This is a genomic window from Ensifer sp. 2TAB8, from assembly GCF_052115125.1.
Classification (GTDB): domain Bacteria; phylum Pseudomonadota; class Alphaproteobacteria; order Rhizobiales; family Rhizobiaceae; genus Ensifer.
Map to the genome: position 1 here is coordinate 252,005 of NZ_JBFRGB010000008.1, position 13,567 is coordinate 265,571.

A 13,567-nucleotide genomic window follows, 5' to 3' on the forward strand; every position below is an offset into this window, starting at 1 on the left:
TTGGCGCTACTATTCCAGGGACAAATCCGATGACGACAAGCGTCGCATCCCTGCCGGCTGCCTTCAGGCCACGGCAGGTCCTCAGCTGGTTCGGGGTCGCCCCCTTCTTCCTCTTCGCCACGCTGTTCCTCATCCTGCCAACGCTCAACATCGTGCTCGGTGCGTTCCGCAACGCGCAGGGACAGGTGACGCTCGAAAACCTCGGCAAGCTTCTTGCGCCTTCGATACGCTCTGCCTTCTGGATTTCGATCGAACTCAGCCTGCTGACGGCTGCGCTCGGATGTCTTTTCGGTTTTCTCATCGCCGCTGCCATCACGCTGGGCGGCCTCCCGCGACCGCTGCGCAATGCCATTCTCACCTTCTCCGGCGTCGCCTCGAACTTTGCCGGCGTCCCGCTCGCCTTCGCCTTCATCGCAACACTCGGCCGCCTCGGCTTCGTGACGATGCTGTTGCGCCACTGGTTCGGCATCAATCTCTACGGCGCCGGTTTCAACATCGTCTCCTTCCTCGGCCTGGCACTTACCTATCTCTATTTCCAGATTCCGCTGATGGTGCTGATCATCACGCCGGCGCTGGAGGGATTGCGCCGCGAATGGCGGGAGGCGGCCGAAAGCCTTGGCGCCAACGGCTTTCAGTACTGGCGGCTGGTGGCGTTGCCGGTGCTCTGGCCTTCCCTTCTCGGCACGCTCGCTCTGCTTTTCGCCAACGCCTTCGGGGCGGTTGCGACTGCCATCGCGCTGACCGGCTCATCGCTTTCGATCGCGCCGATCGTCCTCTTCGCGCAGATCCGCGGCGACGTGCTCAATGATCCGCATCTCGGCTATGCCATCGCCTTTGCGATGATCCTGCTGACCGCCGTTGCCAACGCAATCTACATCGTCTTGCGCATGCGTGCGGAAAGGTGGGTCAAATGACGGAAAGACGCCTCTGGTCCTGGCTCGCCGTCGCCTTCGGCGGGCTCTATTTCCTGCTCCCGCTCGTCGGCATGTTCGATTTCTCCATGCGCATGCAGCGCGATGGCTACAGCTTCGAAGCCTATCGCGTCGTGCTGGCGGATCCTCAGTTCCAGCAGACCTTCGGTTACTCGGTGGTTCTCGCCTTGCTGACGATCGTTCTCGGCATCCTGATCATCGTGCCGACAGCCTATTTCGTGCGGCTGCGGTTTCCGGGGCTGCGCCCGATCGTCGAGTTCCTGACGCTACTGCCGCTGGTCATTCCGCCGATCGTCATCGTTTTCGGTTACATCCGCATCTACAATACCTCTTCGATCCTGCCGCTGACGGGAAGCTGGTGGGGCACCAATCTGCTACTTTTGTTCGGCTATGCGACACTGTCGCTGCCCTACATGTACCGCTCCGTCGATACCGGGCTCCGCACCGTCGACGTCGGCAGCCTGACCGAAGCGGCCCAGAGCCTTGGCGCCGGCTGGGCGCGGATCCTCGCCGTCGTCATTTTGCCGAACGTCTTCGTCTCGGTGCTTTCCGGTGCCTTTTTGACCTTCGCGATCGTCATCGGCGAATACGTCTTTGCCGCCTTGCTCAACGTCGGCAGCTTCGGTCCCTACATGGTCTGGATGGGCGGCAATCGCGCCTATGAACCATCGGCGCTCGCGGTGGTGGCGTTCGGCATCACCTGGGCCTGCATGGGGCTGATCCAGCTTTTCACCCGCTTTTCAAAATTCTCTACCGTGAGGCGCTGATCATGGCCTTTCTCGACATCCGTCATCTGGAAAAATCGTTCGGCGCGCTGCGCGTCGTCAAGGATTTCAACCTCGACATCGAGAAAGGGGAGTTCGTCTCCTTCCTCGGGCCATCCGGCTGCGGCAAGACAACCGTCTTGCGCATGGTCGCCGGATTTGAGGCGCCGACGGCCGGTGCCATTCGCATCGAGGGGCGCGACGTGACCGGCCTTGCTGCCAACCGTCGCAACATCGGAATGGTCTTCCAGGCCTATGCGCTCTTCCCGAACCTCACGGTCGAAGAGAACATCGGCTTCGGCCTGCGGATAAAGGGCGTAGGAAAGGCAGAGATCCGCACGCGTGTCGGGGAAATGTTGGAGATGGTCGGCTTACCGAAACTCGGCGAGCGCTACCCGTTCCAGCTTTCCGGCGGCCAGCAGCAACGCGTGGCCCTGGCACGCGCGCTGGCAATCCGCCCGCAGGTTCTGCTGCTTGACGAGCCGCTGTCGGCGCTTGACGCAAAGATACGCGTGAGCCTGCGAGAAGAAATCCGCCGCATCCAGCGTGAGCTCGGCATCACTACCATCTTCGTGACGCATGATCAGGAAGAGGCCTTGTCGATGTCGGACCGCGTCGTGGTCATGCATCAAGGCATAGCCGATCAGGTCGGCACTCCTTTTGAAATCTACAATCGGCCGGCGACGCGGTTCGTGGCGCAGTTCGTCGGCACGCTTAATCTGCTCGATGCCAGCCTCATCGACGCAGCCGCGGGGCGGGTAGGGCTGGGGGATATCCCGGTGGCTCTGAACAGGAAGCTGCCCGGACGGGCGGGTGACCGCGTGAGCCTGGCGCTCCGGCCGGAAACCGTGGCGCTCGGACGAAAGGACGAGGGCAGCGTCGTTCTCTCCGGCCATATTGCCGAGGTGCATTTCCTCGGTTCGGTCATCCGCATCAGGGTTGCCGTTGCCGGTCAGTTCGTCTCGCTCGATACGTTCAACCAACCCGACACGCCGCCGCCTTCTGTCGGGACCGCGGTCGAAGTCAGCATTTCTGATCGTGACCTGCTTGTTCTTGCGGCCTGATGACGCGAACGAAAACTTCGAACAATGCCGATCGCTTGCGGAGGATCCGGGATGGTGCCTGATTTGCCATGGGAAATGACGCCTCGCCCGAATTGGCGGCAGAGGATGGAGGGGCTGTCTGCCGAGAGCCGTGCGAAGCTCGCTGCGCGGGCACGACGTGCGCCGCTCTTTGCTCATGCCTATGCTTTCCACCTGAACTTCCGCTTTGGTGGCATGAAGCCCCTGGATCTGGCTGAATTCGCAAGAGAACTGGGTCTGCAGGGCCTCAAGGTTCATGTCGAGGACGGCGAGCAGGCAAGTCTGGCCAGAATGTCAAACGAGGCGTTGCTGGCGTTTGGCGCGGCGGTGAGCAGTCTCGGTCTGGAGTTGCATGTCGAGACCAGCACGACCGAGCTTGCCGGGCTCTCCGACGCGGTGCGTATCGCGCTTGCGACAGGAGCCACATCGCTTCGCTGTTACCCGCGCTACGAGGGGCGGGTTTCTGAGATCGTCGAATGGACGATCGCCGATCTGCGGCAGCTTGAAAACCTCGATCCTGAGGGCAGGCTCCGTTACACGATCGAACAGCATGAGGACCTCAAGTCAGCAGAGTTGATCCAAATCGTCGAGGCAGTCGCAAACCCGCGCCTCAGCCTTCTGTTCGATTTCGGCAACATGATCAATGCGTTTGAAGTGCCGATGTCGGCGCTGGCCGCGCAGGCGCCGCATATCACCGAGGTGCATGTCAAGGATTGCCTCGTACGGCCGGATCGCGGCGGCTGGGCGCATCTCGCCTGCCTTTCGGGAAACGGCGATTTGCCAATGCTGGCGATGTTGGTTGAGCTGCTGCTGCTTGGCTGCGACAAGCCGCAGGTCCTGGCCTTTGGATTGGAAGAGGAGGAGGGCTATTTCGCGCCCGCGCTTCGCTTTGCCGACGAGGCACGCGATCCGTTCATCCCCGCCCGCACGGCAAGCTTCACCACGATTGGAGCTGGCGACCAGGAGGCGCGACTGCGTCAGGAGGTGGCGGCCGCCCACAGGCAGGTCGAGACGGTCCGGAGCCTGTTGCAGAAAATCATAACGCAAGCTGAGAAGGTCTAAGAATGACGGTCGAACACGCCTGCCCACCTGCGTTTCTGGCATTCGCCCACGAAATGGCCGATGCCGCCGCTACCGTTATCCGTCCCTATTTTCGCCAACGGCTCGAAATCGACGCCAAGGCGGACAGCAGCCCTGTCACAGAAGCCGATCGTCTCGCCGAAATGACGATGCGGCAGATGATCGGGAAGCGTTTTCCAGACCACGGCGTTCGCGGCGAGGAGTTTGGTGCTTCCAATGCCGATGCGGAATGGGTCTGGGTGCTCGATCCGATCGACGGCACCAAGTCCTTTGCGTCCGGCTCGCTTGCTTTCGGCACGCAAATCGCGCTGCTGCATCAGGGCGCACCGTGTCTTGGCATCATTGATCAGCCGATAACAAACGAGCGCTGGGTCGGCCAGCGGGCGAGCCCGACGCTCTTCAACGGTGTGCCAATCAGAACGAGCGAAACCGCCCGCCTCAAGGAAGCGATCGTCTATACATCGGCGCTGGAGCAGTTCGATCTTGATACGAGAGAGCGCTTCTCGCGGCTGGCAGCCGGCGCCCGTTTCACGCGGATGTCGCATGATTGCTACGCCGCCGGCCTGCTGGCGCTTGGTTGCGTTGACATCCTGGTCGAAAGCAACGTGTTCGACTACGACATCCTTCCGCAGGTACCCATCATCGAAGGAGCGGGTGGCATCGTTACGGACTGGGAGGGCCGACCGTTGGCCAACACGAACCAGTACGGGGCAGTCCTCATGGCAGCAAACGAGACGCTGCACGCCGAAGCACTCGAGCGGCTGCGGCACGGGACAAACCCCGCAGCGGACTAGGTGCCGGCTGCGTTTTTTGAGCGTGGGCGCGCGGAGGGATCACGCCCTTCGAAGAGCGGCCGATGTTTCGCGAGCGCCTGGCCTGCAAACTCGGTAAAGGCGCTGACACGGGCGGTGCGGCGCAGGTCCTCGTGGGTGAGGAGCCAGAGCTCTCGCGTCATTGCGGCGACCGGTGAGCCGATGCGCACCAGGCCCGGCGTCGTATCGCCAAGATAGCAAGGCAGCGCCGTAAGCCCGATGCCGGCTGCTGCTGCTTCGCGCGCAGTCACCAGGGAATCGCAGCGCAGCACCGCCGGCGCTGACAGCGTCGCGCGCATCCATCGTGAGACGCTTGTGGAAGCAAGCGCATCGCCCAGGCCAATCCAGCGTTCCCCCGCGAAATCGATCTTGTCGGACGATCCAAGGCCGCGTTCCTGCAGGTAGGAAGGCGCCGCATAAACGGCAAAGGCAACGTTCGCGATCCGGCGGCCAACGAGCGCATCGGGTGAATCGACGGCGGGGCGAATGGCGACGTCAGCGTCGCGATGAGAGAGATTTGCGAGCGCATTCGAGGTGCTCACTTCGAGCAGGACGCCCGGGTGGCGTTGCCGGAAGGCAGCGAGTATCGACGGCAGGATCGAGGCCATCAATGTGTCGGTGGTGGTGATCCGGAGGCTGCCTTCCAGCCGCAGGTCCTGCCCGGTCAGGCGGCGCTCCAGTTCGGTGACCGTTTCCGCCATCCGTCGGGCCACCGCGAGCAGTTCCTCGCCGCCGGCTGTGAGCGTGTAGCCGGACGGGAGGCGATCGAACAGCCGGACCCCCAATCTCTGCTCGAACGATCCAACGCGCCTGAGCACGGTAGTGTGATTGACGCCGAGCGCGCGGGCTGCGGCAGCGAGGGAGTTCGCCTCCGCGACCGCCAGGACAAAGCGGAGATCTTCCCAGTCGATACGGTGGTGGCTGTTCATGTCTGGGCAAACCTTCAGCAGCGTTGCGGATCGAGCGTGCACGTCGCAGCGCCGTCTCCGCCATCGTCGGTCGGATCGGCACAACCACCCCCAAGATCAGGCGACTCGGCGCTTCGACGGCCCAAACTTAGGGGATGTGCAAATATGCAGCATGAAACGGCAAAGTGACAGATCGATCTGCGAGAAGGCACGGCCTAACTAGGTAAACACGTTCGGATAGGACGGTCGAACGCGCCTGTCGCGCCCGGCTGCCGGTGTGAGAGAACCTCAACGCCGGTCCTTGTCCCCCTTTGCGCTACTCATCAAGGAGGTCCCGTGATGGAGACCCTGTTCGTTCCATTGGCTCTGGTTGCCGGCGGTCTGCTCGCCGTTCAGGCGGGCGCCAACGCACAACTTTCGAAGGCTGTCGGATCGCCGTTTGCGGCCACCACGCTCCAGCTCGCGATCGGCACCGGCCTGCTGTTTTTCGTCACCCTGTTTACCGGAACAGTTGCCGTTCTCACCGCAGTTCCAGAGGCCGAATGGTGGCATCTCGTCGGAGGCATCGCCTCGGCGGTTTACGTCGTTTCGACGATCGTTCTCTTTCCCCGACTAGGCGCCGTCGTTTCCGTCGGGCTCTTTATCGCCGGGCAGATGCTTGCGTCCCTTGCGCTCGATAGCTTCGGTCTGCTTGGCGTGATGCCAACCGGACTTCGCGCTGGAGCAGCGATCGGCACGCTCGTGGTGCTCATCGGGGTCGGCATGATCGTGTTCGGCCAAGGCGGAAAGGACAACCTCAAGGCTGACAAGCTTGGATGGATCGCCCTGGCGCTGACCGCAGGCGCGGTCCTCCCGGTCCAGGGCGCCGTCAACGCGCTGCTGCGCCACGATCTCGGTGGTGCGCCGTTTGCCGTGGGCGCCGTCTCGTTCTTCGTCGCAACGCTCGCGATGGCAGCGGTAATGCTTGTTGGGCTCGCTAGACAGAAGGCACCCCGTCCGAACATCGGCGGCGTGCAGACCATGCCCTGGTGGGGCTGGCTCGGCGGCCTTGCCGGCGCTACTTATGTCACCACGGTATTTACCGCGATCCCCGTGATCGGCGCGGCCGCAGCGGTCGGCTTTACCGTCGCCGGTCAGCAGGTCGCAAGTGTCTTCGTCGATCGCTACGGCTGGTTCCGTCTCCCGCAGCGGCCGGTGTCGGGGCTGCGCCTCGCCGGGGTGGTGCTGTTGCTTGCGGGTGTCGCGCTCATCAAACTCGTTTGAAGGACGAATGGTGCGGCGCAGGCGTGGGATCAGGAAGATGAAGAGCCGGCCACACCCATCCTGAGCTGCATGTCCTGCACGGTGGCGCGCGTCGCTTCCACATAGGCATCGACGAGGTGGCGGTTTTTTGTGTCGCGAAGCCAGCAGAGGCTGAGATCAGATGCGATGTTGGGGCGGAAAGGCCTGATCGTGATCTGATCGCGCTGGCCGTAGGCGAACACCGGGTCGACAATGGCGATCCCCAAACCGTTGGCGACCATTTCACAAACGGCAGGCGCGAGGGTTGCATCCATGATGTAATTCAGGCGGGTGCCATAGCCATCAAGCGTGCTTTCGATCTTCTGCCGGATGCGGTTGTCGGCCGCAAAGCCGATATAGGGCTCGCCGTCGATATCGGCGGGCTCGACCTCTTGCTTGGCGGCGAAGCGATGCCCCGCCGGTGCAATGCAGACTAGGTCGCCGCCGCGCAAGGGAACGCACTCGATATAAGGATTGTCCGTATTGCGGTTGATCAGGCCGATATCGACCTGTTTGGACAGCAGCCATTCAACGATGAATTGCGAGCTGCGGATCACCACGGAAATATAGGCATCAGCATGCCTGGCAAGGAAGCGCTTGTTGGTGTGGCTGATGAACGGGCCGGACAGGGCGGGCATCACGCCAACGGATATTTGCCCGAGCTCCTCGCGCCGGATCAAGTCGACGGCGCGCTCTATCTGCTTGATGCCGGCGAAGACACGGTCGATTTCCTTGTAGAGCCGCATGCCATGTTCTGAAGGGATCAGCCGCCCCTTGACACGATCGAACAGCGCAAGTTCCGTATCCTCTTCCAAATGCGCCAGCAGCTTGCTCACCGCCGGTTGCGAGATATGCAATATCTCGGCTGCGCGGCTGACCGTACCACATTCGATCACGGCCTTGAGGGCCTCGATTTGTCGTAGGTTCGGTGCGCGCTTCATTCCATAACTTCTCAATAGGTCCGGTCGCAGATCACCCTAGCTGCGCCAACGGATATTGACAATCTGGCAGCCCGTGATGCTGGAAAGCACCAGAGGCTTGGCGACGCTACGCGCCACGATAGCCTATAACCTTTTGGAATGGGTGCAGGCCCATAAACAATTGGACGGGCTAAAATCGCTGCGCCTATCTATGTGCAGGCTGCAGTCGGATCGATCCGGTTGCGCGATTGGCGATCGGTCCGGCAATGCGCCCACGCACGGACCGACGCTCATCAAGTCACGCTGGGAGGCGCGAGGAGGAACAATGATTATCGGGCAAAAGATCAATCGCAGGAACGCACTCAAGCTGCTGGGGGCCGGCAGCGCCACGCTGCTCGCAGCGCCGTACATCATCCGCTCGGCAAGCGCGCAGAGCTCGGTTCTCAACATCACCACATACGACAAGTTCCTGCCACAGGACTTCATCGAGCAGTTCCAGAAGGAAAGCGGCATCGAGGTGCGCATCCGCCTGACCGACGACCAGGGCAAGCAGTACAATCTGCTCACGGCAGAAGGCGCAAACCCGACGACCGATATCGTGACGGTCGCGGGCCATCGCTATGGTCAATTCATCGACTCGAAGCTGGTGCAGGCACTGGACACAGCCAAGTTGCGCAATTGGTCGAACCTCAATTCCGCCTATCAGGAGGCGGCCTGGGCACGTTACGAAGGCAATCTCTGGGGCTTGCCGATCCTGGCCGGCTACGAAGGCCTGGTCCGCAATACGGACTACGTATCGGAGGCCGATAGCTGGGGCATCATGTTCGACGAGAAATACGAGGGTCTGACCGCCTATATGGCGGGCGATTTCATGTCGATCACCATGAAGTATCTCGGCCATGACGGCGACTTCGTTACCTACACCGGCAAGGCCGACGAAGCCCAGAAGGCGGCCAGTGAGGCGCGTGACTTCCTGATCAAGCACAAGGGTATGGTTCGCAAATATTACGATGCGGCCAGCGAAGTGCAGCAGATGTTCATCAACGAGGACATCCACCTGGCGCAAGCCTGGTCCGGCCCGGCCGCCAAGCTGATCATGGACGGCGTGCCGGTCAAGCTGTCCGTTCCGAAGGAAGGCACCTACGGCTTCTGCTACACGCTGAACATCGTCAACAACGCGCCCAACGCCGAAAACGCCTACAAGCTGTTCGACGCGATCCTGGCGAACCCCGAAGTCGGGGCGGCGATGACGCGCACGTCCGGCTTCAGCTCGACGATCTCGGGTGTCGACAAGCTGCTCGACGACAGGGAGCGGCTGGCATCGACGCTGCCGCAGGAAGAACTCGAGCGCGTCACCTTCTTCAGCACGCATAACCGCGCGCTGAAAAACGAAATCATTGATCGTGCCGTCGCCGAACTGAAGGCGGCTTAAGCAACCATAGAGCGGCGACTGGTCCTGGCCCCGTTTTAGAGACGGGGTCAGCACGATGACGCATGTCCAGTCGCCGCCCATCGGGTCAAGGTTTGGGACAATTCAATGGCCGTGGGAACAAGTACAGCGGATGGCGGTATTCCCGCCTATGCCGCTCAAATGAAGTATTCGACAGGCATCGCCCGGGTGATCCACTCTCCGGTCTACCGGTATACGCTGGGCGCCGTTGCCGAGTGGCGATATGGCCGCATCCTTCTATTGGCCGGCGTGCCGGTCGTCTGGATGCTGATGATGCATATCGGCCCAATCTACGAGATGCTGCGCATCAGCCTTCTGTCGAGCTACCCGCCCCAGCCCGGTGTGGAGGCGAATTTCACGTTCGACAACTACGCGCTCTTCTTCAGCGAGAAGCTCTACTGGATGCCGCTGCTGCGTAGCTTTATCTACGCGTCGATCGCAACTGCGGTTACCCTGATCGTGGTCTATCCGGTTGCCTATTACGTTGCCAAGGTGGTGACAGCCGGCAACAGGTCGCGGGCGTTGCTGTTGTTGCTGGCGCCCTTCTGGGCCGGCGAAATCATCCGCATCTTCTCCGTCATCATGCTTCTGGCCAATCGTGGTGCGGTCAACGTGCTGTTGCGGGAAATCGGGCTGACCGATCGTCCCATCCAGATGCTCTATACCTCGTTCTCGATCAGCTTCGGCCTGGTCTACATGGTCTGCCTTTACATGCTGCTGCCGCTCTATTCGGCGATCGAGAAGATCCCGAAGTCGCTGCTCGATGCTTCGGCAGATCTTGGGGCAGGGCCGTTCACGCGCTTCCGCCGCATCATCCTGCCGCTTTCGCGCGATGGCATCGTGTCGGGATGCTCGCTGGTCTTCCTCACCTGCATGGGCGTCTTCGCTGCTCCCATTCTTCTGGGCGGGCCGACCACCAGCATGTTCTCCGAAACGATCAGCAGCTTCTTCCACGGCGCCAGCAGCCGCTGGCCGGCGGGTGCCGCCTTCGCAATGATCATGCTTGCGGCATCGCTCGTCACCGTCGGCCTGTTCATGCGGGTCGTCGGCGGATCCAAACAAAGGACATTCTGATGCGCGCCATGTTACTCGATTGGCCGGGACTGGCCCTCAAGTCCTTCTACTGGCTGTTTGTCTTGTACCTGTTTCTGCCGCTGTCGCTGATGGTTGCGGTCAGCTTCAAGGATGCGAGCTTCATTTCTTTCCCGCTCGGAAACCTGACGATCGATTGGTACGCCAAGGTCATTCAAGACAAGCAGTTCCTGGACGCCTGCCTTTACACCTTCATGATTGCCGCGGCGACGACCGCCATCGCGACGGTGATCGGCGTCTGGATCGCGATGCTGATCGGATCGCTGCGCGGCGCGGCACAATACGTGGCCTTCGCGGTCGCCTGCCTGCCGGCCGTCGTGCCGGGCATGATCTCGGCGATTTCGTTGCGCATCTTCATCACCACCATCGACCTGCCGACCGGCACGGTGGCGATCATTCTCGGTCACGTCGTCCACGCCGTGCCCTTCGTGGTCGTCATGGTGCTGACGCGACTGCGCTCCATGCCGGGCAATCTCGTCGATGCGGCTCGCGATCTCGGTGCGGACAGCATCGTCACATTCTTCCGCGTGACGCTTCCTTACCTCGGGCCGGCCATCTTCGGGGGCATGATCTTCTGCCTCCTGCTGTCGAGCGATGACTTCGTCCGCACCTTCTTCCTCGGCGGCTATCGCCCGACGCTGCCGATGCTGATTTTCGCCCGCGTGCAGTCCGGCATGTCGCCGGAGATCAACGTCATGGCGACGCTGGTCCTGGTCGTGACCGCGGTGGTCGGGCTTTACGCAGAATATCTCACACGTCGTTCGAGGATCCGCTGATGGAACCGGTAGTTCAGTTCGAAAATGTCAGAAAGAGCTTCGGCAGCTTCGTCGCCGTCGACAATCTCAACCTCAACATAGAGCGCGGCAAGTTCGTCACGCTGCTCGGCCCATCCGGCTGCGGCAAGTCGACGACGCTGCGTATGCTCGGCGGGTTCGAAACACCCACGAGCGGCCGCATTCTGCTCTCCGGCCGCGACGTGACAAAGGTTCCGCCGAACCGGCGCAACGTCAACATCGTATTCCAGGACTACGCGCTGTTTCCGCACATGACGGTCGCGAAGAACATCGCCTTCGGCCTGGAACTGAAGGGGGTCGACAACAGGCAAATCCAGAAGCGCGTATCGGAACTTCTTGAGCTCGTGCAACTGCAGGATTTCGCAGGCCGCCTTCCGTCCGAACTTTCGGGCGGCCAGCGCCAGCGCGTCGCTCTGATGCGGGCGTTGGCGCCCGATCCTGACGTGCTCCTGCTGGATGAGCCGCTTTCTGCCCTCGATGCGAAGCTGCGCCAGACCATGCAGGTCGAGCTCAAGGCGATCCAGGAGCAGACCGGCAAGACCTTCATGTTCGTGACCCACGATCAGGAAGAGGCGCTCACCATGTCGGATACGATCGTGGTCATGAACAATGGCCGGATCGAGCAGATGGGCGACCCGGCGACCCTGTACAAGCGGCCGGGATCCGCTTTCGTCGCGACCTTCCTGGGCGAAACCAATCTGTTGCGCTCAGATGTCGTGGGCACGGAAGCCGGCGAGGCCGCTGTGCGTTGGAACGGCGTAACGATCAAGGCTTCCTCCGGTGCGCTCTCCCCGAAGCCGGGTGACGCGATCTACGTCGTGCTGCGACCGGAAGCGATCCAATGTTCGGTCCATGAGCCGAGCGTGGCGAACCGGGTGCAAGGGCGTATCCGCCAGCGTGTCTTCAAGGGCAATCACACATCGCTCAAGGTCGAGATCGGCGACGGACATCTGCTCAATGCGCTCGTTCACCCGAGCGAAGTGGAAGGCCTTAGCAGCGACGACATCTGGGTTGGCTGGGCGTCCGAAGCGACCACGCTCATCCCCGCCCGGAACGCGGCGTAGCCGCAACATCTCGACGGCGGGCGCCCCGGCTGCGCCCGTTACCCGATATCAGTGAAAGTGGAAAACGACATGCGCGTAGGTATCGCAGGTGCTGGCTCTATTGCCTTCGGCACCGCTGCACTTCTTGAAAAACTGGGACACAAGGCGACGCTCTGGTCACCATCCGGCACGGGGACCGTTGCGCTTGCCGAGGGAGAGAGCCTAAAGGCCGAGGGCGCCATCGAAGGCACGTTCCTTCCGGCCGTTGCCGAAAGTGCGGAAGATCTCGTCCACGATGCCGATGCGATCCTCATCGCTCTGCCGGCCTATGGTCACCGCTTCGTGCTGGACGCAATCGCGCCGCATCTGACCGCCGGACAAGTGGTGATCTTCAGCTCGCACACCTCGTTCGGCGCGCTTTATCTCTCGTCGCTGCTGGCAGCACACGGCATCACTTTGCCGATCGTTGCCTGGGGCACGACGATCGTCAGCGGCCGGAAGCTCGGCCCTGCGCTGGTGCAGGTGAACACCATCCGCAAGCAGGTCGACCTGGCGACCGTTCCGGCATCGGAAAGTGCGCGCGGCCATGCGGTTTGCACGGCGCTCTTCGGCGAACATTTCGTTGATCGCGGCAGCCTGCTGGCGATCGCGCTTTCAAACCTCAACCCGCAAAACCACCTCGGGATCGCGCTCGGCAACATGTCGCGCATGGAGCGTGGCGAGAGCTGGGTGCAGGCCCAGAACGTCACCCCGAATATCGGCCGTCTCCTCGAGACGCTCGACCGCGAGCGCCTGGCCGTCGCCGAGAAGCTGCAGTTGCAGGTGCGCGATATTTTCCAGCACTTCCACCTGTCGTTCCATGTGCCCGTCAGCACCATCTCGCAGATGAACCAGGAGATGCATCAGGCCGGGCATAACGGCACAGGTCCCCCGACGGCAGATAGCCGCTATGTGACGGAGGATGTCCCCTTCGGCCTGGTCGTCACGGCGCAGCTCGCGCGCCTTGCCGGGTGCCCGGCAGACCTGCACGAGGCCGGCATCCGCATCTTCTCGGCCATGTACGGCCGGGACTTCGAAGGCGAGAACGACCTCCTTCCGGAACTGGGCCTCGATCGGCTGGATCTCGAGGGTCTCAATGCCCTGTGCCGCACCGGCTTCCCGCCTGTTTCCGCTGTCGATCGAGCCGAGGGACGCGCCTGAATGAGTGACCGCTTTCTGTCCCATCTCCGTTTAGAACTCGATGGCCTGAAGACGGCCGGATTGTACAAGTCGGAGCGTGTGATCACCTCGAAGCAGGCGGGTGAGATTAAGGTCGCCTCGGGCGAGCGCGTGCTCAACTTCTGCGCCAACAACTATCTCGGCCTTGCCGATAGTGAAGAGCTTGCCGAGGCCGGCAAACAGGCGCTCGA

The 13,567-nt window shown here is 61.9% G+C and carries 13 protein-coding genes and 1 pseudogene; 12 read left to right on the plus strand and 2 right to left on the minus strand.

Translation table 11 applies throughout. The features are described from left to right. The first annotated feature begins 29 nt into the window (after positions 1-29). The 5 genes from AB4Z53_RS16180 (at position 30) to AB4Z53_RS16200 (ending at position 4,652) form a co-directional block, all read left to right on the plus strand. The gene (locus tag AB4Z53_RS16180; protein ID WP_223729346.1) at positions 30-914 is read left to right on the plus strand and encodes an ABC transporter permease; all 885 of its coding nucleotides are present in this window, start codon (positions 30-32) and stop codon (positions 912-914) included. Beyond that, on the plus strand, positions 911-1,699 hold the full coding sequence (locus AB4Z53_RS16185; RefSeq protein ID WP_291157813.1) for an ABC transporter permease: 789 nt from the start codon (positions 911-913) through the stop codon (positions 1,697-1,699). The genes AB4Z53_RS16180 and AB4Z53_RS16185 overlap by 4 nt, the downstream gene beginning before the upstream one ends. 2 nt (positions 1,700-1,701) lie before the next feature. Continuing rightward, on the plus strand, positions 1,702-2,760 hold the full coding sequence (locus tag AB4Z53_RS16190; protein WP_113539670.1) for an ABC transporter ATP-binding protein: 1,059 nt from the start codon (positions 1,702-1,704) through the stop codon (positions 2,758-2,760). A gap of 105 nt (positions 2,761-2,865) precedes the next feature. Continuing rightward, on the plus strand, positions 2,866-3,840 hold the full coding sequence (locus AB4Z53_RS16195; protein ID WP_441596622.1) for a sugar phosphate isomerase/epimerase family protein: 975 nt from the start codon (positions 2,866-2,868) through the stop codon (positions 3,838-3,840). 2 nt (positions 3,841-3,842) lie between these two features. Further along, a complete protein-coding gene (locus AB4Z53_RS16200; protein WP_441596623.1) occupies positions 3,843-4,652 on the plus strand; it encodes an inositol monophosphatase family protein in 810 nt (269 codons plus the stop codon). On the opposite strand, the gene AB4Z53_RS16205 is transcribed toward AB4Z53_RS16200, so the two are convergent. Continuing rightward, on the minus strand, positions 4,649-5,599 hold the full coding sequence (locus AB4Z53_RS16205; RefSeq protein WP_441596624.1) for a LysR family transcriptional regulator: 951 nt from the start codon (positions 5,597-5,599) through the stop codon (positions 4,649-4,651). The two genes, AB4Z53_RS16200 and AB4Z53_RS16205, sit on opposite strands and share 4 nt — an antisense overlap. Positions 5,600-5,917: 318 nt before the next feature. Between AB4Z53_RS16205 and AB4Z53_RS16210 the strand changes: the two genes are divergently transcribed. Then, positions 5,918-6,841 (plus strand): DMT family transporter, encoded by a 924-nt coding sequence (locus AB4Z53_RS16210; protein ID WP_113539667.1) that lies wholly within the window; start codon positions 5,918-5,920, stop codon positions 6,839-6,841. 29 nt (positions 6,842-6,870) lie between these two features. Here AB4Z53_RS16210 and AB4Z53_RS16215 read toward each other — a convergent pair whose 3' ends face one another. Beyond that, positions 6,871-7,800, minus strand: a complete 930-nt coding sequence (locus AB4Z53_RS16215; RefSeq protein ID WP_113539666.1) for a LysR substrate-binding domain-containing protein — start codon at positions 7,798-7,800, stop codon at positions 6,871-6,873. Positions 7,801-8,104: 304 nt separating this feature from the next. On the opposite strand from AB4Z53_RS16215, the gene AB4Z53_RS16220 reads away from it, so the two are divergent. The 6 genes and pseudogenes from AB4Z53_RS16220 to AB4Z53_RS16245 form a co-directional block, all read left to right on the plus strand. After that, the gene (locus AB4Z53_RS16220) at positions 8,105-9,211 is read left to right on the plus strand and encodes an extracellular solute-binding protein (protein ID WP_441596625.1); all 1,107 of its coding nucleotides are present in this window, start codon (positions 8,105-8,107) and stop codon (positions 9,209-9,211) included. Positions 9,212-9,316: 105 nt separating this feature from the next. After that, positions 9,317-10,303 carry an ABC transporter permease gene (locus AB4Z53_RS16225; protein ID WP_441596626.1) on the plus strand — a complete coding sequence of 329 codons (987 nt, stop codon included), beginning with the start codon at positions 9,317-9,319 and terminating at the stop codon, positions 10,301-10,303. Continuing rightward, complete coding sequence (locus AB4Z53_RS16230) at positions 10,303-11,097, plus strand: ABC transporter permease (RefSeq protein WP_223729336.1); 795 nt, start codon at positions 10,303-10,305, stop codon at positions 11,095-11,097. Before AB4Z53_RS16225 ends, AB4Z53_RS16230 begins: the two co-directional genes overlap by 1 nt. After that, positions 11,097-12,179 carry an ABC transporter ATP-binding protein gene (locus AB4Z53_RS16235; protein WP_441596627.1) on the plus strand — a complete coding sequence of 361 codons (1,083 nt, stop codon included), beginning with the start codon at positions 11,097-11,099 and terminating at the stop codon, positions 12,177-12,179. The genes AB4Z53_RS16230 and AB4Z53_RS16235 overlap by 1 nt, the downstream gene beginning before the upstream one ends. Before the next feature lie 69 nt (positions 12,180-12,248). Continuing rightward, on the plus strand, positions 12,249-13,358 hold the full coding sequence (locus AB4Z53_RS16240) for an NAD/NADP octopine/nopaline dehydrogenase family protein (protein WP_441596628.1): 1,110 nt from the start codon (positions 12,249-12,251) through the stop codon (positions 13,356-13,358). Further along, a pseudogene (locus AB4Z53_RS16245) lies at positions 13,359-13,567 on the plus strand (glycine C-acetyltransferase); the annotation flags it as partial.

Bases quoted from the DNA above. Each gene is read 5' to 3' on its own strand.
- AB4Z53_RS16225 (WP_441596626.1), top strand. From the start codon at position 9,317: ATGGCCGTGGGAACAAGTACAGCGGATGGCGGTATTCCCGCCTATGCC.
- AB4Z53_RS16230 (WP_223729336.1), top strand. From the start codon at position 10,303: ATGCGCGCCATGTTACTCGATTGGCCGGGACTGGCCCTCAAGTCCTTC.
- AB4Z53_RS16215 (WP_113539666.1), bottom strand. From the start codon at position 7,800: ATGAAGCGCGCACCGAACCTACGACAAATCGAGGCCCTCAAGGCCGTG.
- AB4Z53_RS16190 (WP_113539670.1), top strand. From the start codon at position 1,702: ATGGCCTTTCTCGACATCCGTCATCTGGAAAAATCGTTCGGCGCGCTG.
- AB4Z53_RS16210 (WP_113539667.1), top strand. From the start codon at position 5,918: ATGGAGACCCTGTTCGTTCCATTGGCTCTGGTTGCCGGCGGTCTGCTC.
- AB4Z53_RS16185 (WP_291157813.1), top strand. From the start codon at position 911: ATGACGGAAAGACGCCTCTGGTCCTGGCTCGCCGTCGCCTTCGGCGGG.
- AB4Z53_RS16200 (WP_441596623.1), top strand. From the start codon at position 3,843: ATGACGGTCGAACACGCCTGCCCACCTGCGTTTCTGGCATTCGCCCAC.
- AB4Z53_RS16180 (WP_223729346.1), top strand. From the start codon at position 30: ATGACGACAAGCGTCGCATCCCTGCCGGCTGCCTTCAGGCCACGGCAG.
- AB4Z53_RS16235 (WP_441596627.1), top strand. From the start codon at position 11,097: ATGGAACCGGTAGTTCAGTTCGAAAATGTCAGAAAGAGCTTCGGCAGC.
- AB4Z53_RS16195 (WP_441596622.1), top strand. From the start codon at position 2,866: ATGGAGGGGCTGTCTGCCGAGAGCCGTGCGAAGCTCGCTGCGCGGGCA.
- AB4Z53_RS16220 (WP_441596625.1), top strand. From the start codon at position 8,105: ATGATTATCGGGCAAAAGATCAATCGCAGGAACGCACTCAAGCTGCTG.
- AB4Z53_RS16240 (WP_441596628.1), top strand. From the start codon at position 12,249: ATGCGCGTAGGTATCGCAGGTGCTGGCTCTATTGCCTTCGGCACCGCT.
- AB4Z53_RS16205 (WP_441596624.1), bottom strand. From the start codon at position 5,599: ATGAACAGCCACCACCGTATCGACTGGGAAGATCTCCGCTTTGTCCTG.